The 22,929-nt window shown below is 71.1% G+C and carries 17 protein-coding genes; 8 read left to right on the top strand and 9 right to left on the bottom strand.

Annotated features, from left to right (window positions below):
• Window positions 1-24: 24 nt before the first annotated feature.
• The gene (locus ACQ0O7_RS22025; protein WP_430784042.1) at window positions 25-687 is read right to left on the bottom strand and encodes a hypothetical protein; all 663 of its coding nucleotides are present in this window, start codon (window positions 685-687) and stop codon (window positions 25-27) included.
• 257 nt (window positions 688-944) lie between these two features.
• On the opposite strand from ACQ0O7_RS22025, the gene ACQ0O7_RS22020 reads away from it, so the two are divergent.
• Complete coding sequence (locus tag ACQ0O7_RS22020) at window positions 945-1,544, top strand: STAS domain-containing protein (RefSeq protein WP_430784041.1); 600 nt, start codon at window positions 945-947, stop codon at window positions 1,542-1,544.
• Window positions 1,545-1,828: 284 nt separating this feature from the next.
• On the opposite strand, the gene ACQ0O7_RS22015 is transcribed toward ACQ0O7_RS22020, so the two are convergent.
• Window positions 1,829-2,560 (bottom strand): hypothetical protein, encoded by a 732-nt coding sequence (locus tag ACQ0O7_RS22015; protein ID WP_430784244.1) that lies wholly within the window; start codon window positions 2,558-2,560, stop codon window positions 1,829-1,831.
• Between the two features lie 467 nt (window positions 2,561-3,027).
• Here ACQ0O7_RS22015 and ACQ0O7_RS22010 point away from each other — a divergent pair, with 467 nt between their 5' ends.
• Together ACQ0O7_RS22010 and ACQ0O7_RS22005 are read left to right on the top strand one after the other, a co-directional pair.
• Window positions 3,028-3,303, top strand: coding sequence for a hypothetical protein (locus ACQ0O7_RS22010; RefSeq protein WP_430784040.1), 276 nt, complete (start codon window positions 3,028-3,030; stop codon window positions 3,301-3,303).
• A gap of 212 nt (window positions 3,304-3,515) precedes the next feature.
• Window positions 3,516-4,145, top strand: a complete 630-nt coding sequence (locus ACQ0O7_RS22005) for an RNA polymerase sigma factor (protein WP_430784039.1) — start codon at window positions 3,516-3,518, stop codon at window positions 4,143-4,145.
• Window positions 4,146-4,277: 132 nt separating this feature from the next.
• Here the strand turns inward: ACQ0O7_RS22005 and ACQ0O7_RS22000 are convergent, their stop codons facing one another.
• On the bottom strand, window positions 4,278-5,006 hold the full coding sequence (locus tag ACQ0O7_RS22000) for a hypothetical protein (RefSeq protein WP_430784038.1): 729 nt from the start codon (window positions 5,004-5,006) through the stop codon (window positions 4,278-4,280).
• Window positions 5,007-5,226: 220 nt separating this feature from the next.
• A complete protein-coding gene (locus tag ACQ0O7_RS21995) occupies window positions 5,227-6,300 on the bottom strand; it encodes a CAP domain-containing protein (RefSeq protein ID WP_430784037.1) in 1,074 nt (357 codons plus the stop codon).
• 167 nt (window positions 6,301-6,467) lie between these two features.
• Between ACQ0O7_RS21995 and ACQ0O7_RS21990 the strand changes: the two genes are divergently transcribed.
• Entirely contained in the window at window positions 6,468-6,689 is a 222-nt protein-coding gene (locus ACQ0O7_RS21990; RefSeq protein WP_430784036.1) for a DUF7660 family protein, read from the top strand.
• Here the strand turns inward: ACQ0O7_RS21990 and ACQ0O7_RS21985 are convergent.
• Window positions 6,680-7,450 (bottom strand): polysaccharide lyase family 7 protein, encoded by a 771-nt coding sequence (locus tag ACQ0O7_RS21985; RefSeq protein WP_430784035.1) that lies wholly within the window; start codon window positions 7,448-7,450, stop codon window positions 6,680-6,682. The genes ACQ0O7_RS21990 and ACQ0O7_RS21985 overlap by 10 nt on opposite strands.
• A 527-nt stretch (window positions 7,451-7,977) precedes the next feature.
• Between ACQ0O7_RS21985 and ACQ0O7_RS21980 the strand changes: the two genes are divergently transcribed.
• Window positions 7,978-8,907 (top strand): glycoside hydrolase family 26 protein, encoded by a 930-nt coding sequence (locus tag ACQ0O7_RS21980; RefSeq protein WP_430784034.1) that lies wholly within the window; start codon window positions 7,978-7,980, stop codon window positions 8,905-8,907.
• A gap of 125 nt (window positions 8,908-9,032) precedes the next feature.
• Here ACQ0O7_RS21980 and ACQ0O7_RS21975 read toward each other — a convergent pair whose 3' ends face one another.
• Window positions 9,033-10,310, bottom strand: a complete 1,278-nt coding sequence (locus ACQ0O7_RS21975) for an acetyl-CoA C-acetyltransferase (RefSeq protein ID WP_430784033.1) — start codon at window positions 10,308-10,310, stop codon at window positions 9,033-9,035.
• A gap of 51 nt (window positions 10,311-10,361) precedes the next feature.
• Between ACQ0O7_RS21975 and ACQ0O7_RS21970 the strand changes: the two genes are divergently transcribed.
• The 3 genes from ACQ0O7_RS21970 (at window position 10,362) to ACQ0O7_RS21960 (ending at window position 13,677) form a co-directional block, all read left to right on the top strand.
• Window positions 10,362-11,702 carry a 3-oxoacyl-ACP reductase gene (locus ACQ0O7_RS21970; protein ID WP_430784032.1) on the top strand — a complete coding sequence of 447 codons (1,341 nt, stop codon included), beginning with the start codon at window positions 10,362-10,364 and terminating at the stop codon, window positions 11,700-11,702.
• 152 nt (window positions 11,703-11,854) lie between these two features.
• Window positions 11,855-13,066 carry an acyl-CoA dehydrogenase family protein gene (locus ACQ0O7_RS21965; RefSeq protein ID WP_430784031.1) on the top strand — a complete coding sequence of 404 codons (1,212 nt, stop codon included), beginning with the start codon at window positions 11,855-11,857 and terminating at the stop codon, window positions 13,064-13,066.
• Between the two features lie 92 nt (window positions 13,067-13,158).
• The gene (locus ACQ0O7_RS21960) at window positions 13,159-13,677 is read left to right on the top strand and encodes a DUF6879 family protein (RefSeq protein WP_430784030.1); all 519 of its coding nucleotides are present in this window, start codon (window positions 13,159-13,161) and stop codon (window positions 13,675-13,677) included.
• On the opposite strand, the gene ACQ0O7_RS21955 is transcribed toward ACQ0O7_RS21960, so the two are convergent.
• From ACQ0O7_RS21955 to ACQ0O7_RS21945, 3 genes are all read right to left on the bottom strand, one after another.
• Window positions 13,667-18,922: a DUF3320 domain-containing protein gene (locus tag ACQ0O7_RS21955; RefSeq protein ID WP_430784029.1), complete on the bottom strand. Its 5,256-nt coding sequence runs from the start codon at window positions 18,920-18,922 to the stop codon at window positions 13,667-13,669. The genes ACQ0O7_RS21960 and ACQ0O7_RS21955 overlap by 11 nt on opposite strands.
• Before the next feature lie 60 nt (window positions 18,923-18,982).
• Window positions 18,983-20,560, bottom strand: coding sequence for an FAD-dependent oxidoreductase (locus ACQ0O7_RS21950; RefSeq protein WP_430784028.1), 1,578 nt, complete (start codon window positions 20,558-20,560; stop codon window positions 18,983-18,985).
• A 584-nt stretch (window positions 20,561-21,144) separates the two neighbouring features.
• Window positions 21,145-22,086, bottom strand: coding sequence for a phosphoglycerate dehydrogenase (locus ACQ0O7_RS21945; protein ID WP_430784027.1), 942 nt, complete (start codon window positions 22,084-22,086; stop codon window positions 21,145-21,147).
• Window positions 22,087-22,929 lie beyond the last annotated feature (843 nt).

Raw genomic sequence — 22,929 nt, 5'->3', positions numbered from 1 at the left:
GGTAGGAGTCAAGGTGGACAGTATTCACCGCCGTGTGGCCGGGGGATAGCCGATCTCAGTGGCTGTGGCCCGTACCCGATGGTGGTCCGCCTTGGGGTTGAGCATGTCGACGACGGCGTCATCCCACGGTCGGTGCTCCACGATGTGCCGGATCGCGGCGGGCGGCAGGGTGACCTCGAAGACCTCCTCGGCGCACTCGGCGTACTTCTCGGTGATGTCGTCGAGCAGCACGTTCAGCAACCACGATCCGTCCGGGTTCACCTCGTCGTCGTCAGCGGGGGAGAAGTCGATGCCCTCGCCCGCGTGCCACCTGTCGTCCCCGGTCCGACGCCACAGTACGAAGGTCGCGTCCAGGCCGCCGCCCGGCCGGTTGAAGGCGGGTTCGTCCACCTCGGCCCGGAACTGCTCCGGCAGCCCGGTCAGCAGGTTGGGCCACAGTCGTCCCTCGGTATGAGTGAGCATCGGCGACTCGTGGTAGACGCCCCGGATGAAGACGCCGCCGGACCGGAAGACGATGTCGAACTCCTCGCCGCTGCCGTCACGCATCGCGGCCACCTCGCCGTCACCCCAGGTGCCGAAGGTGTAGTAGTCGGCGTCGATGATCGCGTCGAGGAGCGCCAGGGCCTGGCACCGCCGGCGGAGGACATCGATGCCGGGAAGTCGCGCGGCGATGTCGTAGACGGTCACGTCCGCGATGTTATCCGCTGGGATGAGCCGGATTAGGTGCGCCCGGGCGTGGCAGGCTGGTGCGGCCTGCCACGACCGGACGCGGAGTGTTCAGCTCGTTGATCACTCTGCTCGGCGTGTACGACGGTCTCCGGGCGTTCCGATGACAGTCGTGCGACATTCCCGAACCCACCGCACTGTCACCTGTCTGTCATATATCTGCGGAGTCACAGTCAAATCGGTCGGCGAAGCTCGTGTCGACAGTGAGGAGTGGACGGATGACTGCTGTTTCGGCCGGGCACGGCACGGGCGTACGACTGATCTGCGACGGGTGCGGCACCAGCACCGCGTCCGACGGCTGCGGCATGCACGATGCCGAGGTCGTCTACGTGGCGATGGCGACGAGCGGCTGGACCGGTACGGCGTTCGCCCGCGGCCCGCACCACTGCCCCGCCTGCGCGGCCGACATCGTCGCCTTCCCGGTCGGCCCCCGCCAGCGGCCCACCGGCGACGACCGGATCTCGCTGCGGCTGGACGCCACCGCCGCGATCGTCACCGTCACCGGTGACATCGACCTGGACGCCGCCGTCGAGCTCTGGTCCGTCCTCGAGGAGGCCGCCGCGGCCCGCCTGATCGTCGTCGTCGACCTTACCGACGCCGGTACGGTCGACTCGATCGGCGTCGGCGCATTGGTCCGTGGTCGTAATACCGTGCAGCGGCGCCGGGGTGAGCTGGTGCTCGCCGGGGCGTCGACGTTCCTCCAGGCGGTGCTCCGGACGATGCGGTTGAACACGGCATTCCCCATTTTCCGTACGGTCGATCACGCTCTGACGGTGACCCGCAGCCGGCGCGCGGTACCGACCGGAACGGCATGCTGATCGCCGTGTGCCGGGCCCCGGAAACCGACCGAGACTCCGGCTGCACCCCGCGTTTCCGCATGTGGCTGGCATGGCGGGTGTTCTCCGCCCGCAGCCACGACCGGTTGCGCGGCCACCGCACCTGCCGTCGCCCACGGCCGCGTCCCCGTCGTCCGCGGCGGTAGTTGAGCGCAGTCCCCGCCGGTTCCACCTGCTGCTTCACCCGTTCGACCGGCTGCTTTCGCCGGTTACGCCCGCCTCCCGGCGTCCTGTGGCATGTCGGCAGATGCCGCCCGCCGCTCTTCCTACCGCAAGGGGTCGGGCGGGAACAGGTCATGGCCCTCCCACGGGTCGACTGGCTCGGGATGATCCGGCTCGTCGGGACGGATGATCCGGGTCTTCGCCGGTGAGGCCGTCATCGGCATGGTCCTGGCGGGTTCGACCTGGGTATGAGGTGGTTGAAGCCTCGTCGGGGCCGGTTCGGCCCGGGTATGAGCAGGTTCGATTCTCGTCGGCGCGGGTTCGACCCGGGTCGGCGCGGGCTCGCCTCTCGGGGGCTCGCCTCTCGCGGGCTCAGTTCTCGCGGGCTCGGTTCTCGCCGGCGACGGTTCGATTCTGGTCGGCGGTGTCTCCGCCCGTGGGCGTGCGGGCTCGATTCTGGTCGGCGGTGTCTCCACCTGCGGGCGTGCGGGCTCGATTCTGGTCGGTGCTGGATCAGACCGTCGTGGTACTGGCTCCGCCCGTGGCTTGGATTCCGCTGGTGCTGGTGCTGGTGCTGGTGCTGGTGCTGGTGCCTGCCTGGCCGGGGCCGGACCTTGTTCCGGGCGAGGGGGTGGCGCGGGCTGTTTCAGCAGTTCCGAGGCAGTGGCGTGTTCCGCGGCGAGGCGGTTGCGGGCGGAATCGAAGACCGGTCCGGTCAGCCCGGCCAGCGGCTCGTCCCGCCAGAGCCCGAGCGCCCGCCGAACCTCCCCGGTGCCCGCCTCCACGTTGCCGGTGCGGAACTCCCCACGGGCACGTTCCAGCGCGGCCCGGAACATCCCGGTGTCGACGGCACCGGCCTCGGCACGCAGCACATATCCACCGTTCGTGAACGCGATCAGCGACGTCCGACCCGGGTCCAACACGCGGCGCAGTGCCCCGATATACCTCAGGACGATGTCGTCACCATTCGCCGGTGGGTCACCGTTCCAGAGCGCCCGGACGATCTCCGGCACCGGTACGGGTTGCCCCGCCCGTAGCAGCAGAAGCCCGAGAACCGCCTGCTGGTTACGGGGTCCGACATCGATCGGATCATCGCCCCGGTACGCCCGAACCGGCCCGAGAATCGAGAACCGCACCGCGTCCCCGGACGAGCTCTCGACCATCTCGTACCCCCGTCAGCCTGCGGTTTCTCCCGCTGGCATTGTGCCGCACGGAGGACCTGCACGCTCAGCCGGGAAGCCGCACCTCTGAGGCGAAGCGGTCCACATCCGGTCCGCTCCCGCCAGACACAGAGGGGTCCGCCATGCCGAAGGACACCGGTTCTCATGCCGATCGCGGTTCCGACCGTGATGCCGGAGGCGGTTCCGGTCGTGATGCCGGTGGCGGTTCCGACCGTGATGCCGGAGGCGGTTCCGGTCGTGATGCCGGTGGTGGTTCCGGTCGTCATACCGGCGCCGACCGGGTGGCCGAGCTCGCCGCGGCCGTCGTACCCGGGGCCTATCTCGCGTCGGGCTCCATGGCGGTGACCGCTATGACGGCGGCCGTGGTGGTCGCGGTGGTCGTCTTCCGCAGGCTCTGACGGAAATCTCCGCGGTCGATTGCACGCGGCACTCCCAGCACGCACCTTTAGGGCAACAGCGAAAGAGGCATCGCACCGCTGGAGGGAAGAAGGACCGATCGATCGGCATCCGGCGGCAAACGGACGCCGAGCGGCGGAAGCACCACCCCGGTACCACCTACCTGAGGAGAACGAGCGATGGGCCGATCACCGCCGAACCCGAGGAGTGCACCGTGGGCCTGCCGTTCGAGAAACCAGCCACGTTCGACGCCTACTACCTGGCCGACTTCCGGGCCCTGACCTGGTATGCGATCCGGATCGGGGCGTCATCCCCGGAAGAAGCCGAGGACATCACCCAGGATGTGATGGGAACGGTTCTGCGTCACTGGGATGAGATCGAGGCGCCGTACGCGTACGCCCGGACCGCCGTTCGTGGTCAGATCTGCCGGGTCAAGAATCGAACCGCCCGGCGTCGTGAGGCCGAGGTCCGCGCGACGGCACGGCAACCCGAGCGGTCGCTGACGCCGTTCGACGGCGACACGACCATGGTCCTCGCGTGGCTGCGCACGCTACCGGCGGCTCAGCGTGAGGTGCTCGCGCTGGCGACGGACGGATTCGAGCCGCTGGAGATCGCGCGGATCACCGGGCAGAACACCGCCACCGTACGATCCAATCTCCGCCACGGTCGCCGCAAACTGATCCGTCTGATGCTCGAATCGGCGGGGAAGGAGGCCGACGATGGACCAGACCGGCCAGGACGAGCTGGATCGGCTCCTGCGAAACGTCAACGAGTCAGCCCTGACGATCCTGAACGATCGGATCGATGTGGCACGACGGCTACTCGACCTGCGTCAGCGGTCTGACGGTATGAGACCGCGGGATGAGGCCGAGGACGCCTGAGGGATGCCCCACCCTCGGAGTGAGGGTGGGGCGTCGGCATGACGACCGAGGTATGACGACCAAGGCATGACGATCTAGGTGTTACGACGTGGGTATCACGACCAGTCGGAGCCGGTCGGGATCGCGTTGAGGACCGGTTCCGGGAACTCGCGGATCTTGTCCCAGGCGAACCAGTTCCGGTCGAACACGGCCGGGGACACCACCCACCGCTTCTGTCCGTTACTGATCAGGTAGACGCGCGGTGAGTTCTTCGACTTGGCCAGGACGGCGTCCTCGTCGATTGCGGACCGCTGCGGGATCTTGACAGTGTTGATGTCGGTGATGACGCCCTCCCAGTTGCGGAAGAGCGCGTCGAACGTCGCCGGGTTGGGAATCCAGCGGCGGTAGCCCTCCGGGTCGATGAGGTAGATCTCGGGCCGGTTCGGTGCCTTGATCCGAACGCCGGACAGATCCGGCCGGGGTTCCGGCTCACGGATCTCGGTGACCGATTCGCGGATCCCGGCGACCGAGCCGCCGGCGACCGCGACCGCTTTCCTGCTGCCGGCGACGCCCGCCGTGGTGGCGTCGAGGGCACCCGAGACGCTGGCATCGACGGCACCCGCGGTGCTCGCGTTGACGGCACCCGCGGTGCTCGCGTTGACAGCACCCGCGGTGCTCACGTTGACGGCACCCGCGGTGCTCGCGTTGACAGCACCCGCTGTGCGGTCGGCAACCGCTCCCGCGAGGCCGGCGGTGGTGTCGGGCGCCGCCATCCCCGCCGCCGGCGCGGCGAGAAGGCCGGCGACCAGACCGGTGAAAACGACACCGATACGTGCTGCGTGCATGATCTCCCCCGTGCTTCTGGAACGTGTTTGTCCAGGTCAGCCTAGGTATCCGGGGTTGGTCGGAGAGCGCTTAGCCGGGACCGGTGGCCGTTCGGGCCCATCGGGTGGACCGACGGGCCGATCGGACGGGAAGCCGGTCCCGGCTTCGGACAGGTCACCTATCATCCGGACGCTCAGTGACCGAAGATCTCAGCAGCCGAAGACCTCCGTGACCGAAACCTCAGTAGCCGAAGACCTGTGTGTAGTACGGGGTACCGTCCGCGGTGAAGGCCACGCCGACACCGGCCGTGGTGGAACGGCAGTTCAGGATGTTGGTGCGGTGACCGGAACTGTTCATCCAGCCATCGACCACCTCCTTGGTAGAGCGGTATCCCATCGCGATGTTCTCGGCGGACGGCTGGGCGTAACCGGCGGCCTTGGCCCGGGTGACGAATGTGGATCCACCATCGCCGGTGTGCGAGAGCGTGCCGGTCCGGGCCATCCAGGCGCTGTGGCCACGGGCGGCAGCGGTGAGCTTGTCGTCGAGAGTCAGCGCGGCGCAGCCGTTCGCGGTGCGCTGTTCGTTGATCAGCCGGCTGACCTCGGCTTCCAGCGTCTGCTCAGCTGACTTGGCCGGCGTGCTCCCGGTCGGTGCCGGCGTAGGCGCGGACTTGGTGGGAACGGGCTTAGAGGGTGTGGGCTTGGTAGGCGCGGGTGTAGAGGGCGCGGGTGTTGTCGGAGCGGGCTTGGTGGGAGCGGGCTTGGTGGGTGTGGGCTTGCTGGGCACCGACGTCGCGGGCGAGGTGGGCAGCGGTTTGGCCGGTGTCGTGGGCGCGGACGTGACCGGTGTGGACTTCGTCGGCGCGGGCACCGGCTTGGCGGGCCCGGACGTGGACGGCGCTGGCGTGGGCGTGGTGGGCAGGGCCGGAGTGGGCCACGAAGGAAGCGGGTTGAAAAGGCCGGGCGGCAACAGGCCCGGCAACCACGATCCGGGCTGCTGCGACGATCCGGGCGACCACGTGCCGGGGACCTGCGACGATCCGGGCGACCACGTGCCGGGGACCTGCGACGATCCGGGCAGCCACGTGCCGGGAGCCTGCGACGATCCGGGCAGCCACGTGCCGGGAGCCTGCGACGATCCGGGAACGCGCGATCCGGGCTTTTGCGACATGTCGGGCGTCCAGGAACCGGGCCGTGACGGGGCGGGCTGCGCCGTGACCGCCTCGGCCGGGCTCGCGATCATCATGGTGGCGCCGAGAGCGGCGATCGGGGTGAGGAGAGCGGTTACGGCGAGGCGGCGGCGAGGCTGGCGCACAGGCAGGCCCTTTCGAGTCGTGGTGAGTGCGTGCACCTTCGACTTCGGTTGGCTGCCGGGCCGCGATGATGGCAGAACCGGTGCGGGACCGTCGGAGAACGGTTGCCGGGGCTGGCGATCACGCCGGAAGCTGGCGATCACGCCGCCCGGACCGGTTCCATGGCGGTATGCGCGAGCCCGAGCAGGTGGTGACCAGACTGGACGCGGCCCGGTTCGTCGAGTCGATGATCGAGGACCTGCGGCTGCGCCCGGACGACTGGGAGAACCCGGTCCTGGAGATGTTCCTCGACGCGCTGGCCGCCTCCCTCCAGGACCGCGAGACCTGGCCGGAGCAGCCGGTCTGGCGGCTCCTGGCCGAGGCCCTGGCCATGGCCCGCCGCTATGAGTGACGGACGGTGAGGGCGTAGAACTTCACCTTGGCACCGTTGGTGGTGCTCTCCGAAGACGACTGGTTGTACGAGCCGGCCTTGAAATATTGACGATAAGGATTGAAGGCCGACGGAATGGTGTACGTGGTACGCGTACCGTTGATCGTCAGGTTGATCCGGTTGCCGGTCACGTTGATCACGTATGTCCACCGGGTGCCGAGCGCGACCGTGCCCACCTTGTGCAGGGTCTGGCCGCTGGCGTCCGGGGAGTTCTGGGTGCCGAGATAGATCTCACCGTTCGGGCGGTAGTACAGCTCGGCGAGCGGCTTCGTCGACGGACCACCGGTGCCGAGTTTGACCTGGCCGACGGCAACGTTCTTGGTCACCGACACGATCCGCAGCTGGGCGCTGAGGGTGTGGTCACCGGCCAGGGCCCAGTTCGCCGCGCTGCCGTCGGCGTTCATCTCCCGCAGCTCGGACCGTGCGTACTTGGAATTCGGGGTGGTGACGCCTTTCTCCGGCGCCCAGAACGTCATGGACCCGTCGTTCTTGTCGGTCCAGAAATAGGACGGATTGGTGTAGCCGGCTTTGAGTCGCGCCGGGGAGATGGTCTCCGGGCTGCCCGGCGATCCGATCGGCAGTTGGAGTGACCAGACCGCCAGGTCGAAGTTGCCGCCCGGCGGCAGAGCCGGATCGAGGGCTGCCGCCGACGCGGTGCCCGTGCCGGCGCCGATGGTGGCGACGGTGGACAGGCCGGCGACGAACAGGGTGCGTCTGCGCATGGGGGATGGCCTCTCGTCACGGTGGGGGAACGGCGTGCAGCCTATCGAAATCCATAAATAAAGTTAAGAGTTCGCGGCCGTGGTGGGAGGACTCCTCCCGCAGACCGTCCGAAGAGGTCACCACGGGGCGGAGACGGCGCGGACCGCCGCTTCATACCGTCGGTCCATGTCAAAGGCGAGGATGCCGGCGTTCGGCCGTGGAGCGGTGCTGGCCGCGGCCCTGGTGGTGATCCTGCCGGTTTCCTTCAGTCGGCTCTCGGGGTGCCGATCAACCGGGTCGGGCAGCCGGGGAATCCCGCAACCGGGCGGCACCGGTTCGGGCACCGGCCCGGCACCCGCCGACCTGGAATCTCTTTCCCATGCCCGGCCGACATACGCCGGACAAACGGGGGAGAACATTTCTTGCGACGTGCCAAGCTGCCGATGTTGCTGACAGCTCTGCCGCCGTCATCGCCGGTGCCGGTGCCGCTCTGCCGGCCGGTTCCGCCGCCCAGGCCGCTCCGGCCGCCAAGACCACGACCAGCTGCGTGACCGACGCCAAGCTCGTGCCGTCGTGTGGCGTGCTGTGGGGCGGCGCGGCCGGTGGGTTCACCCGCAAGCCCCGTGACCTCGAACACCGCAACTGGGAGAAGCTGTCCGGCCGGACCGCGACCATCTTCCACACCTACCACAAGGGCGACGAGGTCTTCCCGACCAAGGCCGAAATCGCGATGACCCAGGACACGGCCAAACCCCGCGTCCTGCTGCTGAACTGGAAGATCGCCTACGGCTCCACCTGGGCCGCCGTCGCCGCCGGCAAGCACGACACCCGCATCGACGCCTTCGCCAAAAGGATCAAGGCCTACGGCAAGAACGTCTTCCTCGTGCTCAACCACGAACCCGAGAACGACGTCAAGGCCGCCCAGAACTCCGGCATGCGGGCGAAGGACTTCGCCGCCATGTACCGCCACACCATCCAGCGCCTGCGCGCCCAGGGCGCCGGCAACGTCGTCAACGTGCTCGCCTACATGGGCAACGAGAAGTGGATGGCCCAGCAGTGGTGGGCCGACCTCTACCCCGGCGACGACGTCGTCGACTGGATCGGCCTGGACTCCTACGTCTCCGTCGAGAAGGGCTACTACCACCACGGCAAATTCGCCGACCTGCTCGACCGCAAGCCCAAAGGCGGCGGCCCCGGCTTCTACGACTGGGCCGTCACCAAGCACGCCGGCAAACCGCTGATGATCGCCGAGTGGGGCGGCTACCACCGCATCGGCAAGACCACCGACAAATCCGCCGTCTACCAGAGCGTCCTGCCCGAACTCGCCAAGCGCCCCGCCATCAAGGCCATCGTGCACTTCGACACCGAACACGACGACCAGGGCAACCGCGACATCAGCATCGACAGCACCCCGAACAGCCTGACCGCCTTCCGCACACTGGCCGCCAACCCCATCTTCAACGTCACGATCGGCTGACCCGTCAACGAGCCGCCACCCCACACCCCGTGGGTGGCGGCTCGTTCGTGTCCGGCCGACGCCTCCCCCGTACCTCAGCCTGGGTGATCGCCGTTCGCGGTGATCGTGCCGGGCCGGGCGGGAGGTCAGCGTTCCAGGATGGCGACGACGCCCTGGCCGCCGGCGGCGCAGATGCTGATCAGGCCTCGGCCGGCGCCCTTCCCGGCCAGCTGTTTGGCCAGCGAGGCGACGATGCGGCCGCCGGTGGCGGCGAACGGGTGGCCGGCGGCCAGGGAGGAGCCGTTGACGTTCAGCTTCGTCCGGTCGATCGGGCCCAGCGGGGCGTCCAGGCCCAGCCGGCTCTTGCAGAACTCCGGGGACTCCCACGCGGCCAGGGTGGACAGCACCTGGGAGGCGAACGCCTCGTGGATCTCGTAGAAGTCGAAGTCCCGCAACGTCAGGCCGTTACGGGCCAGCAGCCGGGGCACCGCGTAGGCGGGGGCCATCAGCAGGCCCTCGTCGCCGTGCACGTAGTCGACGGCGGCGGTCTCCGAGTCGGTGAACCAGGCCAGCACGGGCAGCGAACGGGCGGCCGCCCACTCCTCGGAGGCGAGCAGGACGGTGGAGGCGCCGTCGGTGAGCGGGGTGGAGTTGCCGGCGGTCATGGTGGCGCCGTCCCGGCCGTACACCGGCTTGAGCTGGGAAAGCTTCTCCAGACTGGTGTCGGCGCGCAGGTTCTGATCGCGGGTCAGCCCCAGATAGGGGGTGAGGAGATCATCGAAGAACCCGTTGTCGTACGCCGCCGCGAGACGCTGATGGGAGGTGAGCGCCAGTTCGTCCTGGGCCTCCCGGGTGATCTCCCAGTGCCGGGCGGTGATCGCGGCGTGCTCGCCCATCGACAGTCCGGTGCGGGGCTCGGCGTTGCGCGGCAGCTCCGGTTTGAGCGCGTGCTGCGGGCGCAGCTTGGCGGCGGCCTTCAACCGGGCGCCGAGGGTGCGGGCCCGGGCGAGCTCCAGCAGGGCCCGGCGCATGTGCTCGTTGAGCTGCAGCGGGGCGTCCGAGGTGGTGTCGACGCCGCCGGCCACCCCGGCGTCGATCCGGCCCAGCGCGATCTTGTCGGCGACCAGGATGGCCGCTTCCAGGCCGGTGCCGCAGGCCTGCTGGACGTCGTACGCCGGGGTGCGCGGGTCGAGCCGGGAACCGAGGACGACCTCACGGGTCAGATTGAAGTCGCGGGAGTGTTTGAGCACGGCACCGGCGGCCACCTCGCCGAGCCGCTCGCCGGCCAGCCCGAACCGGGCGATCAGGCCGTCCAGTGCGGCGGTCAGCATGTCCTGGTTCGACGCCTCGGCGTAGCGGCTGTTGGAGCGGGCGAACGGGATCCGGTTCCCACCCAGCACGGCTACCCGGCGTACGTTCGGCACGGCTGTCCTCCACATCGGCATCCTGCGGTTACTCACCGGTAGGCTACCCGCATGGCTGACAGGTACGCGAACTTCGCCAACTCCGGTCTCGGCCGGACCATGGTCAAGCGCCTCGGGCTGCCTGATCCGCCCCGGCTGCGCCGCCACCACGCCGGAGATCCGCTGGTCAGCGCCCCGGTGCTGGTCGGCACCACACCGGGCGGGCGGCTGGCCGGCCCGGTCGGCAAGCTGCTGGCCGAGGCCGGGGTGGAAACCGCCGATCAACTGCCCGACGGGGTACGGGTGAGCGCGCTCATTCTGGACGCCACCGGCATCACCGACTCGGCCGGGCTGCGGGCCGTGTACGACTTCTTCCACCCGTACGCCCGCAAGCTCCAGACCTCGGGCCGGGTGATCGTGCTCGGCACACCTCCGGAGACCACCGCGTCGCCGCGGGAGGCGACCGCGCAGCGGAGCCTGGAAGGGCTGACCCGCAGCATCGGCAAGGAGTTCGGCCACGGCACCACCGCCCAGCTGGTCCACGTGGCGCCCGGCGGTGAGGCGGCCGTCGCGTCCACGCTGCGGTTCCTGCTCAGCGGCCGGTCCGCCTACGTCTCCGGGCAGGTGATCCGGGTCGCCGCCGGGGACGCGCCCGCCCCGGCCGACTGGGACCGCCCACTCGACGGCAAGCTGGCGCTGGTCACCGGCGCCGCCCGGGGCATCGGCGCGGCCATCGCCCGGGTGCTGGCCCGCGACGGCGCCGAAGTGATCGCCCTGGACGTGCCGGCCGCCGGCGACGCGCTCGCCGACGTCGCCAACGAGACCCGCGGCCGGGCCCTGCAACTCGACCTGACCGGCGCCGACGCGCCGAAACGGCTGGCCGGATATCTGGCGGCCGGCCCGCGCGGTGGCGTCGACATCGTCGTGCACAACGCCGGCATCACCCGGGACAAGACCATCGCCCGGATGTCGGCGGACCGCTGGGACTCGGTGATCGGCGTCAACCTGACCGCGCCGGAACGCGTCAACGAACTGCTGCTGGACCGCGAACTGATCCCGTCCGGCGGCCGGATCGTCGGAGTCGCCTCGATCGCCGGCATCGCCGGGAACCGGGGCCAGACCAACTACGCCACCAGCAAGGCCGGGGTGATCGGCATGGTGCAGGCGTACGCGCCGGTGCTGGCCGGGCGGGGGATCACCGTCAACGCGGTGGCGCCCGGCTTCATCGAGACCGCGATGACCGCCCGGATGCCGCTCGGCCTGCGCGAGGCCGGCCGCCGGCTGAACAGCATGTCCCAGGGCGGACTGCCGGTCGACGTGGCCGAGACCGTCGCCTGGCTCGCCTCGCCCGGGTCGGCCACCGTCAACGGCAACGTGGTCCGGGTCTGCGGCCAGAGCCTGCTGGGGGCCTGACACGGTCGCCGTCGTCGAGGCCGGCGACGGGCCGGGCGCCACGGTGGCGTATGCGCGAACCCCTGAACCGGGACATCGACGACCGTTGTCATACCGGGCGGGCGCCCGATAGGTTACCGGCGAGTTGACCTGCTGCCGGAGGAGCCGCCGACGTGGAGTTCTGGCTCGATCTCAACGACGAACAGCGCGAACTGCGCGACTGGGTGCACGGCTTCGCCGCCTCGGTGATCCGGCCGGCCGCCGCGGAGTGGGACGAGCGCGAAGCGACGCCGTGGCCGATCCTCCAGGAGGCCGCCAAGATCGGGCTGTACGGCTTCGAATTCCTCGCGAACACCTGGTCGGACGGGACCGGGCTGAGTCTGCCGATCGCCAACGAGGAGCTGTTCTGGGGTGACGGCGGGATCGGGATGGCACTCTCCGGCACCTCGCTGGCGGTGGCGTCGATCTACGGCTCGGGCACCCCGGAGCAGATGGCCGAGTGGATCCCGCAGTGCTTCGGCGACGCCACGGACCCGAAGGTGGGGGCGTTCTGCAGCACCGAGCCGGAGGCCGGTTCGGACGTGGCGGCGATGCGTACCCGGGCGGTGTTCCAGGAGGCGACCGGAGAGTGGGTGCTGACCGGGCAGAAGGCGTACGCCACCAACGGCGGGATCGCGAACGTGCACGTGGTCACCGCCAGTGTGGACCCGTCGCTGGGGTCGCGCGGGCAGGCCGCGTTCGTGGTGCCGCCGGGCACCGCGGGGCTGGCGTCGACCCGGAAGCTGAAGAAGCTGGGGCTGCGGGCGTCACATACCGCCGACGTGTTCCTGGACGGCGTACGGCTGCCGGGAAGTTGTCTTCTGGGTGGTAAGGAGGCGCTGGATCAGCGGCTGGCCCGGGCCCGGGAGGGACAGCGGCGGTCCGGTCAGGCGGCGATGCGCACGTTCGAGCTGTCCCGTCCGGCGGTGGGCGCGCAGGCGCTGGGCATCGCGCGGGCCGCCTACGAGTACGCCCTGGAGTACGCGAAGACCCGGGTCCAGTTCGGCCGGCCGATCATCGAGCATCAGGCGGTGGCGTTCGCGCTGGCCGACATGCGTACCGAGATCGACGCGGCGCGGCTGCTGGTGTGGCGGGCGGCGTGGATGGGCCGCAACGACCGGCCGTTCACCGCCGGTGAGGGGTCGATGTCGAAGCTGAAGGCCGGTGAGGTGGCGGTGGCGGTCACCGAGAAGGCGGTGCAGATCCTGGGTGGCGCGGGTTATCTGCGGGAGCACCCGGTGGAGCGGATGTTCCGGGACGCCAAGATCTACACCATTTTCGAGGGTACGTCGGAGATCCAGCGCCTGGTCATCGCCCGTGCCGTCTCCGGTGTGCAGATCCACTGACCGGCGCAACGGCTGAACGGGAGTTTTCCTCGGACTGCGTGATCGGCTCCGCCGGGTGGACCTTCGGCATCCACTGTGGTCAAGGTGTGGACATGCGGTTACTGCGGGGTACGGCATTCGACGAGTTGTTCCGGGTGTTCGAGCGGACCGCGTTCCATCTGGAGGTGCGGGACTTCTACCGCACCCCGGAGGAGGCGTCCCCGTTCCAGCGGTTCCTGGACGGTGAACCGGACGACGCGGCCTGGCAGCGGCCCTGGCTGGACCTGGTGCGGGAGGTGACCGACGCCGGGCGCAGTGTGCGGCGGCTGCGGGTGGTGCCGGTGCCGCACCTGGACTACACCCGGTGGCTGCTGCACATCTCCGGCAACAACGTGGACGCCGGTGAGGACATCCGCTGGCTGCCCCGGACCGCCACCGCCGGGCTGTCGGTGGGGACCGACGACTTCTGGCTGTTCGACGACCGGCGGGTGGTGTTCACCCTGTTCTCCGCGGACGGCATGTTCGCCGGCGGGGCGGTCACCGACGATCCGGGGATCGTCCGGCACTGCGCGCGGGCCCGGACCGCGTTGTGGGCGGCCGGAATCCCGCACGACGAGTACCTCAAAGATTGACCCGGGTCCGCAGGTCGACGGCCTGGCGGCGGGGCAGGGTGGCCGGGTCGGGCAGGTCCAGCAGGTCGGTCTCCGGCGCGGCGATCAGCCCGTTGCGGTGGGCGATCAGCCGGCCCGCCGACACCAGGTCGTCGAGCATCGCGGCGAGCCGGGCCGCGCCGGCCCGGCTCCCGCTCCACCCGAACAGCCGCCCGGCCGCGGCCACCAGGTCGTCGCCTTCGACCAGTCCGGCGTCGAGCACCAGGTATTCCAGGGCGAGCTGCAGCTCGGCCTCGCTGACCTGCTCGGGTTTGCGGTTCACCCCGTCGCCGGGCACCCGGACGGCGGGGATCGGCGCCTCGGCGGCGGTGACGAAGGTGCCGTCGAACCCGGCCCGCGACGTGCTGATCGCCGCGTCCACCGCGGCCTTGGCCTGCGGGGTGAGCCGGTTGATCCCCCACGCCTCCCGGATCCGCCGGGTCAGCACCGCCACGTGCACCGGGCCCTCCACCTCGGCGATGTGCTCGACCGTGTGGATCAGCAGGGCGCGGGCCGCCGCGTCGTCCAGCCGCCCGGTGTCCGGCGACTCGACGACCGCCTTCTTGTACGGCAGCGCCCACTCGGGCCGTTGCGCCGGCCGGCTGTTCAGCGACTCGTCCGGCAGGTCGGCGAAGACGTCCGGGGCGGCCAGGGCGTTCTCGACGGCCACCCGCAGCCGGTTCCGCTCGGTCTCCGGGTTGGTGTACCAGGACACACTCCACACCCGGTGCAGGTGCCAGCCGAGCCCGTGCAGGATCTGGTCGTGCAGCCGGTCCCGGTCCCGGGCGGCGGTGGCCGGGCCGGGCGTCCCGTCGCAGCGCACCCCGAGGACCCAGGCGCCGGAGTGCCGGACCCCGACCCCGATCGGCAGGTGCGCGGCGTCGTATCCCCAGCCGGTCAGGGTCGCCAGGATCGACTCCTCCAGGGCCCCGGGGTGGGACGGTGTCGCGGCCGGGCCGCCCCGTTCGGCGTACTCCAGATAGGCGGCGAGCCGCCGCTCGCCCTCGCCGCCGGGTTCGTCCCGGCCGGCCGCGCTGATCGAGGACACCACCTCGACCAGCTGCCGGGCCCGGGTGATCGCCACGTCGAGGCGCCGCGCCCCGGTCGGCCCGCCGGCCGCGCCCAGGTCGGCGCCGGTGGACAGGATGATCACGTCGCGTTCGTCGCCCTGGGCCGCGTCGGCGCCCTCGACCACGAAGTCGCCGAGGAAACCCTCCAGGTCGGGCCGGCCGGCCAGGGCGGTCTCCACCGCCGCGGCGATCTCGTCGGCGTGCGCGGAGGTCAGGGTCACCACCCCCAGCGACAGCGCCGGGCGGGTGGTCAGATGGTGCAGGACCCGCTCGGCGACCAGGCCCGCCTCGCCGGCCGGGGCGGCCGGGTGCAGCCGCACGCCGAGGTCCGGGCCGGGTGGGTAGGCGCTCGGGAAGGTGACCAGCCGGTCCTGGTAGAACGCCTGATTGGCGAAGGCGATCAGGCTCGGATGCCGGCTGCGGTAGTGGTTGGTCAGCGCCAGCCGGGTGAACGCGCCGCAGTCGTTCGCCACCACCAGCACCGACGGCTGATCCCCGGCCGGGGGCAGCTGCGCGTCGTCACCGACGATCACCAGCGAGGTGCCCCGGTAGGCGCAGGCGGCAGCGGCGGCCGGGGTCATCCGGGACGCCTCGTCGATCACCACGACGTCGAACGCGGCCTGCCCCGGCAACAGCCGGCTGACCTCGGCGGGGGGCATCAGCAGGCACGGTTTGAGGGCGGTCACCGTGTCCCAGGCGGCGGCGAGCTGGTCCCGTACCGGCAGATGGCCCTGCTGTTTGTGTCCCTCGGCCCGGATCAGCGCCGGTACGCCGGTGTCGGTGACGATCGGGCGCCGCGAGTTCAGGGCCTCGATCACCGTGCCGGCCGCGTCCTGCAGCAACTCGGCGTCGAGCGTGCGGAACTCGGCGATCAGCTCGTCACGGGCCGCCGACACCAGCGGCTGCAATCGTTCGTCCTCGGCCAGGATCGCGTCGATCCAGGCCCGGTACGCGGCCCGCTCCAGCACCGCGCCCAGCTCGGCCACCTCGATCCCGTGATCGGCGCACCAGTCCACGGTGGTGTCCAGGCCGTATTCGGCGAGCACCCCCCGGGCCTGGAGGTAGTCGAACCACTCCTGCTGGCCCGGCTCGTCGTCGAGCAGGTCGCGCAGCAGGTCACGGGCCGTCTCGTAGCGGTCCAGGCTGGTCGCCAGCCGGACCTGCCGGGCCGGGCCGAACGCGTCGATCACCCGCTGGCGGGCCGTCTGCCAGGCCTCGATCACCGGCGCCATGTCCGGGGCCGGGCCGCCGGACGCCAGCGCCTGCGCCTGCTCGCTGTTGAGTGCCGCGTCGGTGCCGGTGCGCAGTGTGCGGGCGTGCGCGGTCCACTCGATGGCGTCCTCCAGCGCCCGCAGATCGGTGTTCCGGCCCTGGAAGACCGGGCCGAGCGTGATCTCGTACGACTGGGTGGCCGCCTGGAACGCCCGCTCGGCCTCGATCACGTCCCGGCGTACCTCGAGCACCCCGGTCGCCTCGGCGACGTTGAGGTCCCGGCCGACGGTGTCACCGAGGCCGCGCAGGACGGCGGCGGTGTCGCGCAGCGGGCCGACCTGCGCGCGCATCCAGTCGATCGCGTGCTGGACCGGGCCGTGGCCGAGGTCGGGGCGGGCGGCCGCCTCGGGTTCCGGGCGCAGGGTGGACCGCCAGTGCCGGAAGACGTCCCGGGCCTCGGTGACCGCCCGGTGCAGCGGGTCGTCGGCGTGCCGGGCGCAGACGTAGTCGACGACCTGCCCGAGTGCCTCCGGCGGCGCCACCCGCAACACCTCGGTGGCGGTCTGCAGGGCCCGGCCGATCGCCGGGAAGTCGGTGTCGAGGCGCTGCCAGAACCGGCCGAGCAGTCCGGCGTGCTGCCGTTCCGCGGCGACCAGGCCCTCGTGGGCGCGGCGCCAGGCGACGGCCAGGCCGAGTTCGGCGACCGCCTCGTCGACGGTCACGTCCGGCTGGGCCAGCCCGGCCACCGCCTCCTTGTCGCGCCGGTGCGGGGCCAGCAGTTTGCGGGCGCCCCGGTGCACGGTGGCGAAGCGTTCGGCCAGTTCCTCGACGGGTTCGGTGAGCACGTCGTCGGTGAAGATCTCCCGGGCCGCGGCGCGGGCGGTGTGCACCGCCTCGACGTGCAGCCGCAGGGTTCCGGCGGCGGCGTGCACCGCGGACTGGGCGCCGGGCGCGAACCAGGCCGGCTCCGGCTTGTCCGGCCGCGCCCCCAGCTCGGTGATCAGGCTGACCAGCTCGACGTCGGAGAAGGTGATCACCTCGGGCAGGCCCAGCCGGGCGGTGGCCCGGTCCAGTTCGCGGTGCTGGTGCTCGATCTCGTCGGCGTCCGCGGCGAACCGGCCGGCCAGGCTCTTCGCCTCGTCGGCGGTCAGCGGGCCGAGCTGGACCGCCGGCGGGTCCAGGCGCGGCGGCTCGGGCAGCGTGTCGATCTCCATCGGTTCGGCCAGCGTCTCCCAGGCCACCCCGGCCCGGGTGCGGACCGCGTCGGCGGCCCGGCGGCTCACCTCCAGACGCTCGGCCAGGTCCTCGGCGGCCTGCCGGACCGGGCGCAGGCTGCCCGCGGTCAGCCACTGGTCGGCCACCCCGTCCGGCCGCTGCGCCGCGTGCTCGGCGATCTCCCCCAGCTGCGCGGCGTCGATCGGCAGCCGCAGGTGGAAGGCGGCCGACACCGGCGTGTTCCCGGCGGCCGTGCCGGCCAGGTCCTCCAGCGCCAGGGTGGCCTCGGCCAGGGCCTCGGACAGCGGCTCCCGTTCGGCGACCTCCCGCCACCGGAACCCGCTGCGTTCGAGGGCCGGCCGCCAGGCGTGGGCCAGGCGCGCGGCGGCCGACTGGATCCGGTCCAGCGCGGCGTCGGTCAGGGTGGTGGCGACGAAGGCCGGCGCGGGCGCCTCCGGCACCGCGGCCAGGGCGGAGAACCGGCCGATGACGTCGTGCAGGCTGCGGGCCAGCGGCTCCCGGCGTTCGTGCACCGCGATGGCGTACGCGTTCAGCTGCTCCCGGCGTTCGCGCAGCGTCTCCCGGGCCGCCTCGTCCATTCCCGGCGCGGGCAGCGGCACCGCCTCCAGCGCCGACGCCAGGGCCGCGGCCACCTGCCGTCGCGACCCCCGGGAACCATGCAGGTCGAGCAGGTAGTTGCCCAGTCCGGCGGCGGCCAGCCGGCGCTGTGCGGTGTCCAGCGCGGACGCCTTCTCCGAGACGAACAGGACCGTCTTGCCGGCGTACGTCAGCGCGCCGATCATGTTGGCGATGGTCTGTGACTTACCGGTGCCGGGCGGGCCGTCGACGACGAAGCTGTGCCCCTCGCAGGCGGCCGCCACACAGGCCCGCTGCGCCGCGTCGGCGTCCAGCACCAGCGGCACGTCGTCCGGGGACGCCAGCACGTCGATCTCGGCCGGGGTGACCGGCGCGAACGCGAACGTCCCGGCGGTGCCGTCCGCCTCGGCCAGCGCCCGGACCACCGGGTGCGCGACGATCCGGTCCTCGTTCTCGGCCAGGTCCCGCCGGGTCGCCTCGGCCGCCGGGTCGAACCGGGCCAGCACCGCGCTCGGCGCCGTCCGCCAGCCGTCCCGCCCGGCCACCGCCGCCGCGATCCGGCCGGTCAGGTCGGCCACCCCGACCGTGGCCAGGTCCTCGGCCTCGGGCAGGACCACCCCGAGGGCGCCGAGCCGGGTGGTGAGCGCCGGGTTGACCATCGGGTCGCCGGAGCCGGCCCGCAGCCGGGGCGGGTCACCCGGGCCGAGGGCGACCAGCTCCACCGGGATCAGCAGCAGCGGGCTGGACCAGGACCGGCCGTCCGGCTCCTGCCAGTGCAGCAGGCCGACGGCGAGATGGAGCACGTCCACCCCGCGGTCGGCCTGTTCCTGCTGGGCGTGCCGGCGCATCCGCCGCAGCAGCGGCTGCAGCACCCCGTCCGGCAGGTCGGTGCGCAGCACCCGGTTGCCGCCGCGGCCGCCCGCCCCGCTGAGGGTGCAGTCCCGGCCGTGGCGCAGCGCCTCCACCACCCCGGCCGGATCCGGGGCGACGATCTCCACCAGGTCGGCCCCGCCGCGCGGCAGGTTGAGGAGACGGTTGGCACCATCGGGCTCGGCGATCCCGTCGCGCCATGCCGTCAGCGCCGCCCGGACGTCGTCACCCGGGCGGCCGTGTCCTTCAGCATTCGGCCGCATAAGCCCATTCCAGCAACTAGGACGCATCCACGTTGCCGATTTGCCCGGTTGACCCGCAAATCAGGACTCCCGGCGGGCCACCAGAACCGCGTCGTGAACGGTGATCTCCCGGCCCTCCGGGTCGGTCGCCGCCCGCGGACGGGCCTCCGCCGTGACCACCTTCCACTCCCCCGGCGCCAGCAGCCCGGCGATCTCCTCCGGCGTGAACAGCATGTCCGGGAAGTGCATCCGGCCCACCGAGGTCGCCAGATCCGACGGGTGATGCCCGGCCACCAGCAGCGTCCCGCCCGGCGCCACCGCACCCGCCAGCCGGGTGTAGAGCTCCCGGCGGGCATCCGGCGGCAGATGCATGAACTGGGCGCTGACCAGGTCGAACCCCTCACCCGGACGCTCCGACCGCAGATCCGCGTGCCGGAACGTGATCCGCTCCCCGACACCCGCCTCCGCCGCGTGCCCCGCCGCCCGGCCCAGCGCCACCGTGGAGATGTCCACCGCGGTCACCTCCCAGCCGCGCTTCGCCAGCCACACCGCGTCCGCGCCCTCACCACAGCCCACATCCATCGCCCGGCCCGCCGGCAGGTCACCGGCCTCGGCCACCAGCACCGGATTCGGGCGGCCGCTCCACACCCGGTCCCGGCCGCGGTAGCGCTCCTCCCAGGCGTCCTCCTCGAACATGGTGGCGATCCGGTGCCGGTACCCGGCCACCGCCTCCCGGGTGTCCTCGGCGATCAGATCCATGTTGATCGCGGCGCCCGCGGTCTGCCCGCCGGCCGCCGCCACCACCACCGTCGCGCCCAGGTTGGTGACGTTGCCGGCTACCCACACACCCGGGACCGAGGTCGCGCCCATCTCGTTCGCCGGGATCCGGCTGCCCACGGCGAACCCGTTCATCTCGAACGGGCTCGGCTCCAGGCCCAGTGACTCGGCCACCCCCGACCGAGCGGTGAACCGTGGCGCTACCACAACCGCATCCAGCGCGACAACCCCGCCGTCGGCTAGCCGTACACCAGACACCTTTCCGCCGTCCGTCTCCAGCCGCTCGATGATCTCCGGCACCATCGGGATCCCCCGCGCGGCCAGCTCTTCGGCCTGCTCCGGGCTCGGTGCGGCAGTACCGTTCAGCAGCAGCACGACGTGCGGGCTGATCTGCCGCCACATCTGCGCCTGGTGCACGCTCATCGGCCCGCCCGCGATCACACCGAGACGTTGGTCACGAAGTTCCCAGCCATGGCAGTACGGGCAGTGCGCCACGTCCGTACCCCAGCGCTCGGCCAGCCCCGGAATCTCCGGCAACTCGTCCACCAGCCCCGTGGTAATCAGCAGCCGCCGCCCGCGCACCACCGCACCGTCGTCGAGCGTCACCGCGAACCCGGCCCCGTCCCGGACCGCGCTCCGGGCCCGCCCGTCCACGAACCGCCCGCCGTACCCGGCCACCTCGTCCCGCCCCGCCACCAGCAGATCCCCCGGCGGCGTACCGTCGCGTCCCAGGAAGTTGTGCATGTGCGCGGCCGGCGCGTTCCGGGGCTCCCCGCTGTCCACCACCAGCACCGAACGCCGGGACCGCACCAGAGCGAGGGCCCCACTGAGCCCCGCCGCCCCGCCACCGATCACGACGACGTCAAAGGTCTGCTCTTCCATAGCGTTCCCTCCAAGAAGCTGCCCGTTTCGGCATGCGTCCCACCGTGCCCGCCCCTCCACGATCCGGCAATCAACGTTGCCGTTTCAGCAAAACCCCCCGTCACCGCCCGCACCGCTCGACCCCGGCCACCACCGCCGAAGCCCGTCCCCTCACGCCGTCGCCATCTTCATCGCGGGCGCCGTCGCGGGAGTCACGGTCACGGGCTTCGGCGTTCCCCAGCCGGGCGGCCAGACACCACCCGCCACCTCACGAGGCCGCGTTTCCGGCATATTCGGTACGCCACAAGCCGCGCTGGATCCTGGTCGATGCACCACCGGATCGACCAAGATCCTGGAACGGGGAATGAAACCCGTTAATCGGATCGCAGCACGCACCGCCAACGCGCCCCGCCAGCCCGTCTCTCCTCCATCGATCTGAGGGTTCCGCTCCCCTCACACCCGCTTTCCGGCTCCCCGTTTCGCGTTTTCCGGCTTCCCGTTTCGCGATTTCCGGCTTCCAGTAACCGATTTCTGCGCGATTCCTGCCTTTCCCGCGCCCTTCCCGCGGCAGGAAAGCGAACTGAACCCTTATCAGGATCGACGTGTCAGCGGACGATGACGTTGCGAAGAGGGGTACCGGCGGCGTACGCGGCAAGGTTTTCGGACAGCAGGACGGCGGCGTTCTCGGGCCGGCCGCCTGCCGCGTGCGGGGTGATGATGATGTTCGGTTCGGACCACAGGGGTGAAGTCGCCGGGAGCGGTTCGGACTCGAAGACGTCCAGGGCCGCGCCGGCCAGGCGGCCCTCGCGGATCGCGGACAGCAGGGCGTGCTCGTCCAGGGTGGCGCCACGGCCCACGTTGATCACCCAGGCATGAGCGGGCAGGGCCGCCAGCACCTCGGCGCCGACGATGCCGGCGGTTTCCGGGGTCGCCGGGAGGATGTTGATCAGGAGGTCGGTGGACGGGAGCCGGGCGGGGAGATCGGATTCGGTCACCACCGGGAAGCCGTGCCGGGTGCCGGCGGTTCGGGCCACGCCTGTCACGTTGGCGCCCAGTGCGGCCAGCAGCGGGGCCAGCCGGGCGGCGATGCCACCGAAGCCCCAGATCACCACATTCGCGTCACCCAGGGTGCGGAAGGAACCGGTGGGGCGGACCGGCTGGACGCCGCCGAGTTCGCCGGCCCAGCGGTGGCCGATCTGGGCGCGGATCAGCAGGTTCAGCCGGCGGGCGGCGGCCAGGACCAGGCCGAGCGTGTGCTCCGCGACGGTACGGTCGTGCAACCCCAGTCCCGCTGTCACCACCACGTCGTCGGCGAAACCGGCCCCCAGCACCGCGTCGGGTCCGGCCGCGAGGGTCTGCACCCAGCGCAGCGAGGTGAGCCGGCCGGCCGCGTCGGTGAGGTTGCCGGCCGAGTTGCCCCAGACCACCAGGACTTCGGCGTCGGTGTGTTCCTCGGGAACGGGCTGATGTACGTCGTACACGGCGGTCACCACCCCGGCGGGCAGTTCCGGATCGAGGGCGATGGTGCCGGGCAGGAGAACCTTCATACCCGCCAGCCTGCCACCGCGCCGATTGGGCCGCCCCGTCCGGCGCGGTGGCAGGCCGGCGAGAAAGAACGTTCGTTCTCGCACCAGCCCCGCGTGGGTGATCCGCTCAGCCGAGATCTTGGAGGATTCACTACCGTTTTGAGCCTCCTGCTTGGCCGCTGACCCGCTCGTGGCCAATTCCCCCCGCGAAATGTCCACCTCCAGCTCAACCCAGACAGATCTTGGCGGATTTACCACCTATTTGAGCCCTCTTCCCGACTGCTGGCCCGCTCGCGGTCAATTCCTCGCGCGAGTGTCCGCCTTCCAGCTCCACCTTGGCCGATCTTGGAGGATTTACCACCGTTTCCGGTGGTAAATCCTCCAAGATCTCGGGCGGGCGAGTCGCTCCCGCAAGGGATTGACCGAAAAGGATTAGGTGGCCGAGAATAAATCTCTTTTGCGGTGGTAAATCCTCCAAGATCGCGGGCAAACCCATCGCCTCAGCGAGCGATTGACCCGGAGCTCGGCATCGAACTCGGACGAAGTCTCGTTTTGGGCAGCGAAATCACCACAATCGCAGTTTTGGCGGTGGCGCACGTGGAGATTTTGGCGGTGGTCCGCCCGGAGGATGGACCGCGAGCGGGTCGACCGCCGAGACCAGCAAGATAGAACGTTCGTTCTCGCAAGGGAACGAACAGCGTCACGACACAACGTTCGCTCTCGCGCGAGAACGACCGGCACCGCGACAGAACGTTCGTTCTCGCGAAACAACGACCCACCCCGCCACGGAACGTTCGCTCTCCCGAAACAACGACCCACCCCGCCACGGAACGTTCGCTCTCCCGAAACAACGACCCACCCCGC

The organism is Actinoplanes sp. G11-F43 (assembly GCF_050589265.1).
Taxonomy (GTDB): Bacteria; Actinomycetota; Actinomycetes; order Mycobacteriales; family Micromonosporaceae; genus Actinoplanes.
The sequence above is the reverse complement of the archived record's forward strand: the minus strand, read 5'-3'. Positions and strand labels throughout refer to the sequence as shown.

Bases quoted from the DNA above. Each gene is read 5' to 3' on its own strand.
- ACQ0O7_RS22020 (WP_430784041.1), top strand. From the start codon at position 945: ATGACTGCTGTTTCGGCCGGGCACGGCACGGGCGTACGACTGATCTGC.
- ACQ0O7_RS22015 (WP_430784244.1), bottom strand. From the start codon at position 2,560: ATGTTCCGGGCCGCGCTGGAACGTGCCCGTGGGGAGTTCCGCACCGGC.
- ACQ0O7_RS22010 (WP_430784040.1), top strand. From the start codon at position 3,028: ATGCCGAAGGACACCGGTTCTCATGCCGATCGCGGTTCCGACCGTGAT.
- ACQ0O7_RS22000 (WP_430784038.1), bottom strand. From the start codon at position 5,006: ATGCACGCAGCACGTATCGGTGTCGTTTTCACCGGTCTGGTCGCCGGC.
- ACQ0O7_RS21990 (WP_430784036.1), top strand. From the start codon at position 6,468: ATGCGCGAGCCCGAGCAGGTGGTGACCAGACTGGACGCGGCCCGGTTC.
- ACQ0O7_RS21985 (WP_430784035.1), bottom strand. From the start codon at position 7,450: ATGCGCAGACGCACCCTGTTCGTCGCCGGCCTGTCCACCGTCGCCACC.
- ACQ0O7_RS21970 (WP_430784032.1), top strand. From the start codon at position 10,362: ATGGCTGACAGGTACGCGAACTTCGCCAACTCCGGTCTCGGCCGGACC.
- ACQ0O7_RS21960 (WP_430784030.1), top strand. From the start codon at position 13,159: ATGCGGTTACTGCGGGGTACGGCATTCGACGAGTTGTTCCGGGTGTTC.
- ACQ0O7_RS21955 (WP_430784029.1), bottom strand. From the start codon at position 18,922: ATGCGGCCGAATGCTGAAGGACACGGCCGCCCGGGTGACGACGTCCGG.
- ACQ0O7_RS21950 (WP_430784028.1), bottom strand. From the start codon at position 20,560: ATGGAAGAGCAGACCTTTGACGTCGTCGTGATCGGTGGCGGGGCGGCG.
- ACQ0O7_RS21945 (WP_430784027.1), bottom strand. From the start codon at position 22,086: ATGAAGGTTCTCCTGCCCGGCACCATCGCCCTCGATCCGGAACTGCCC.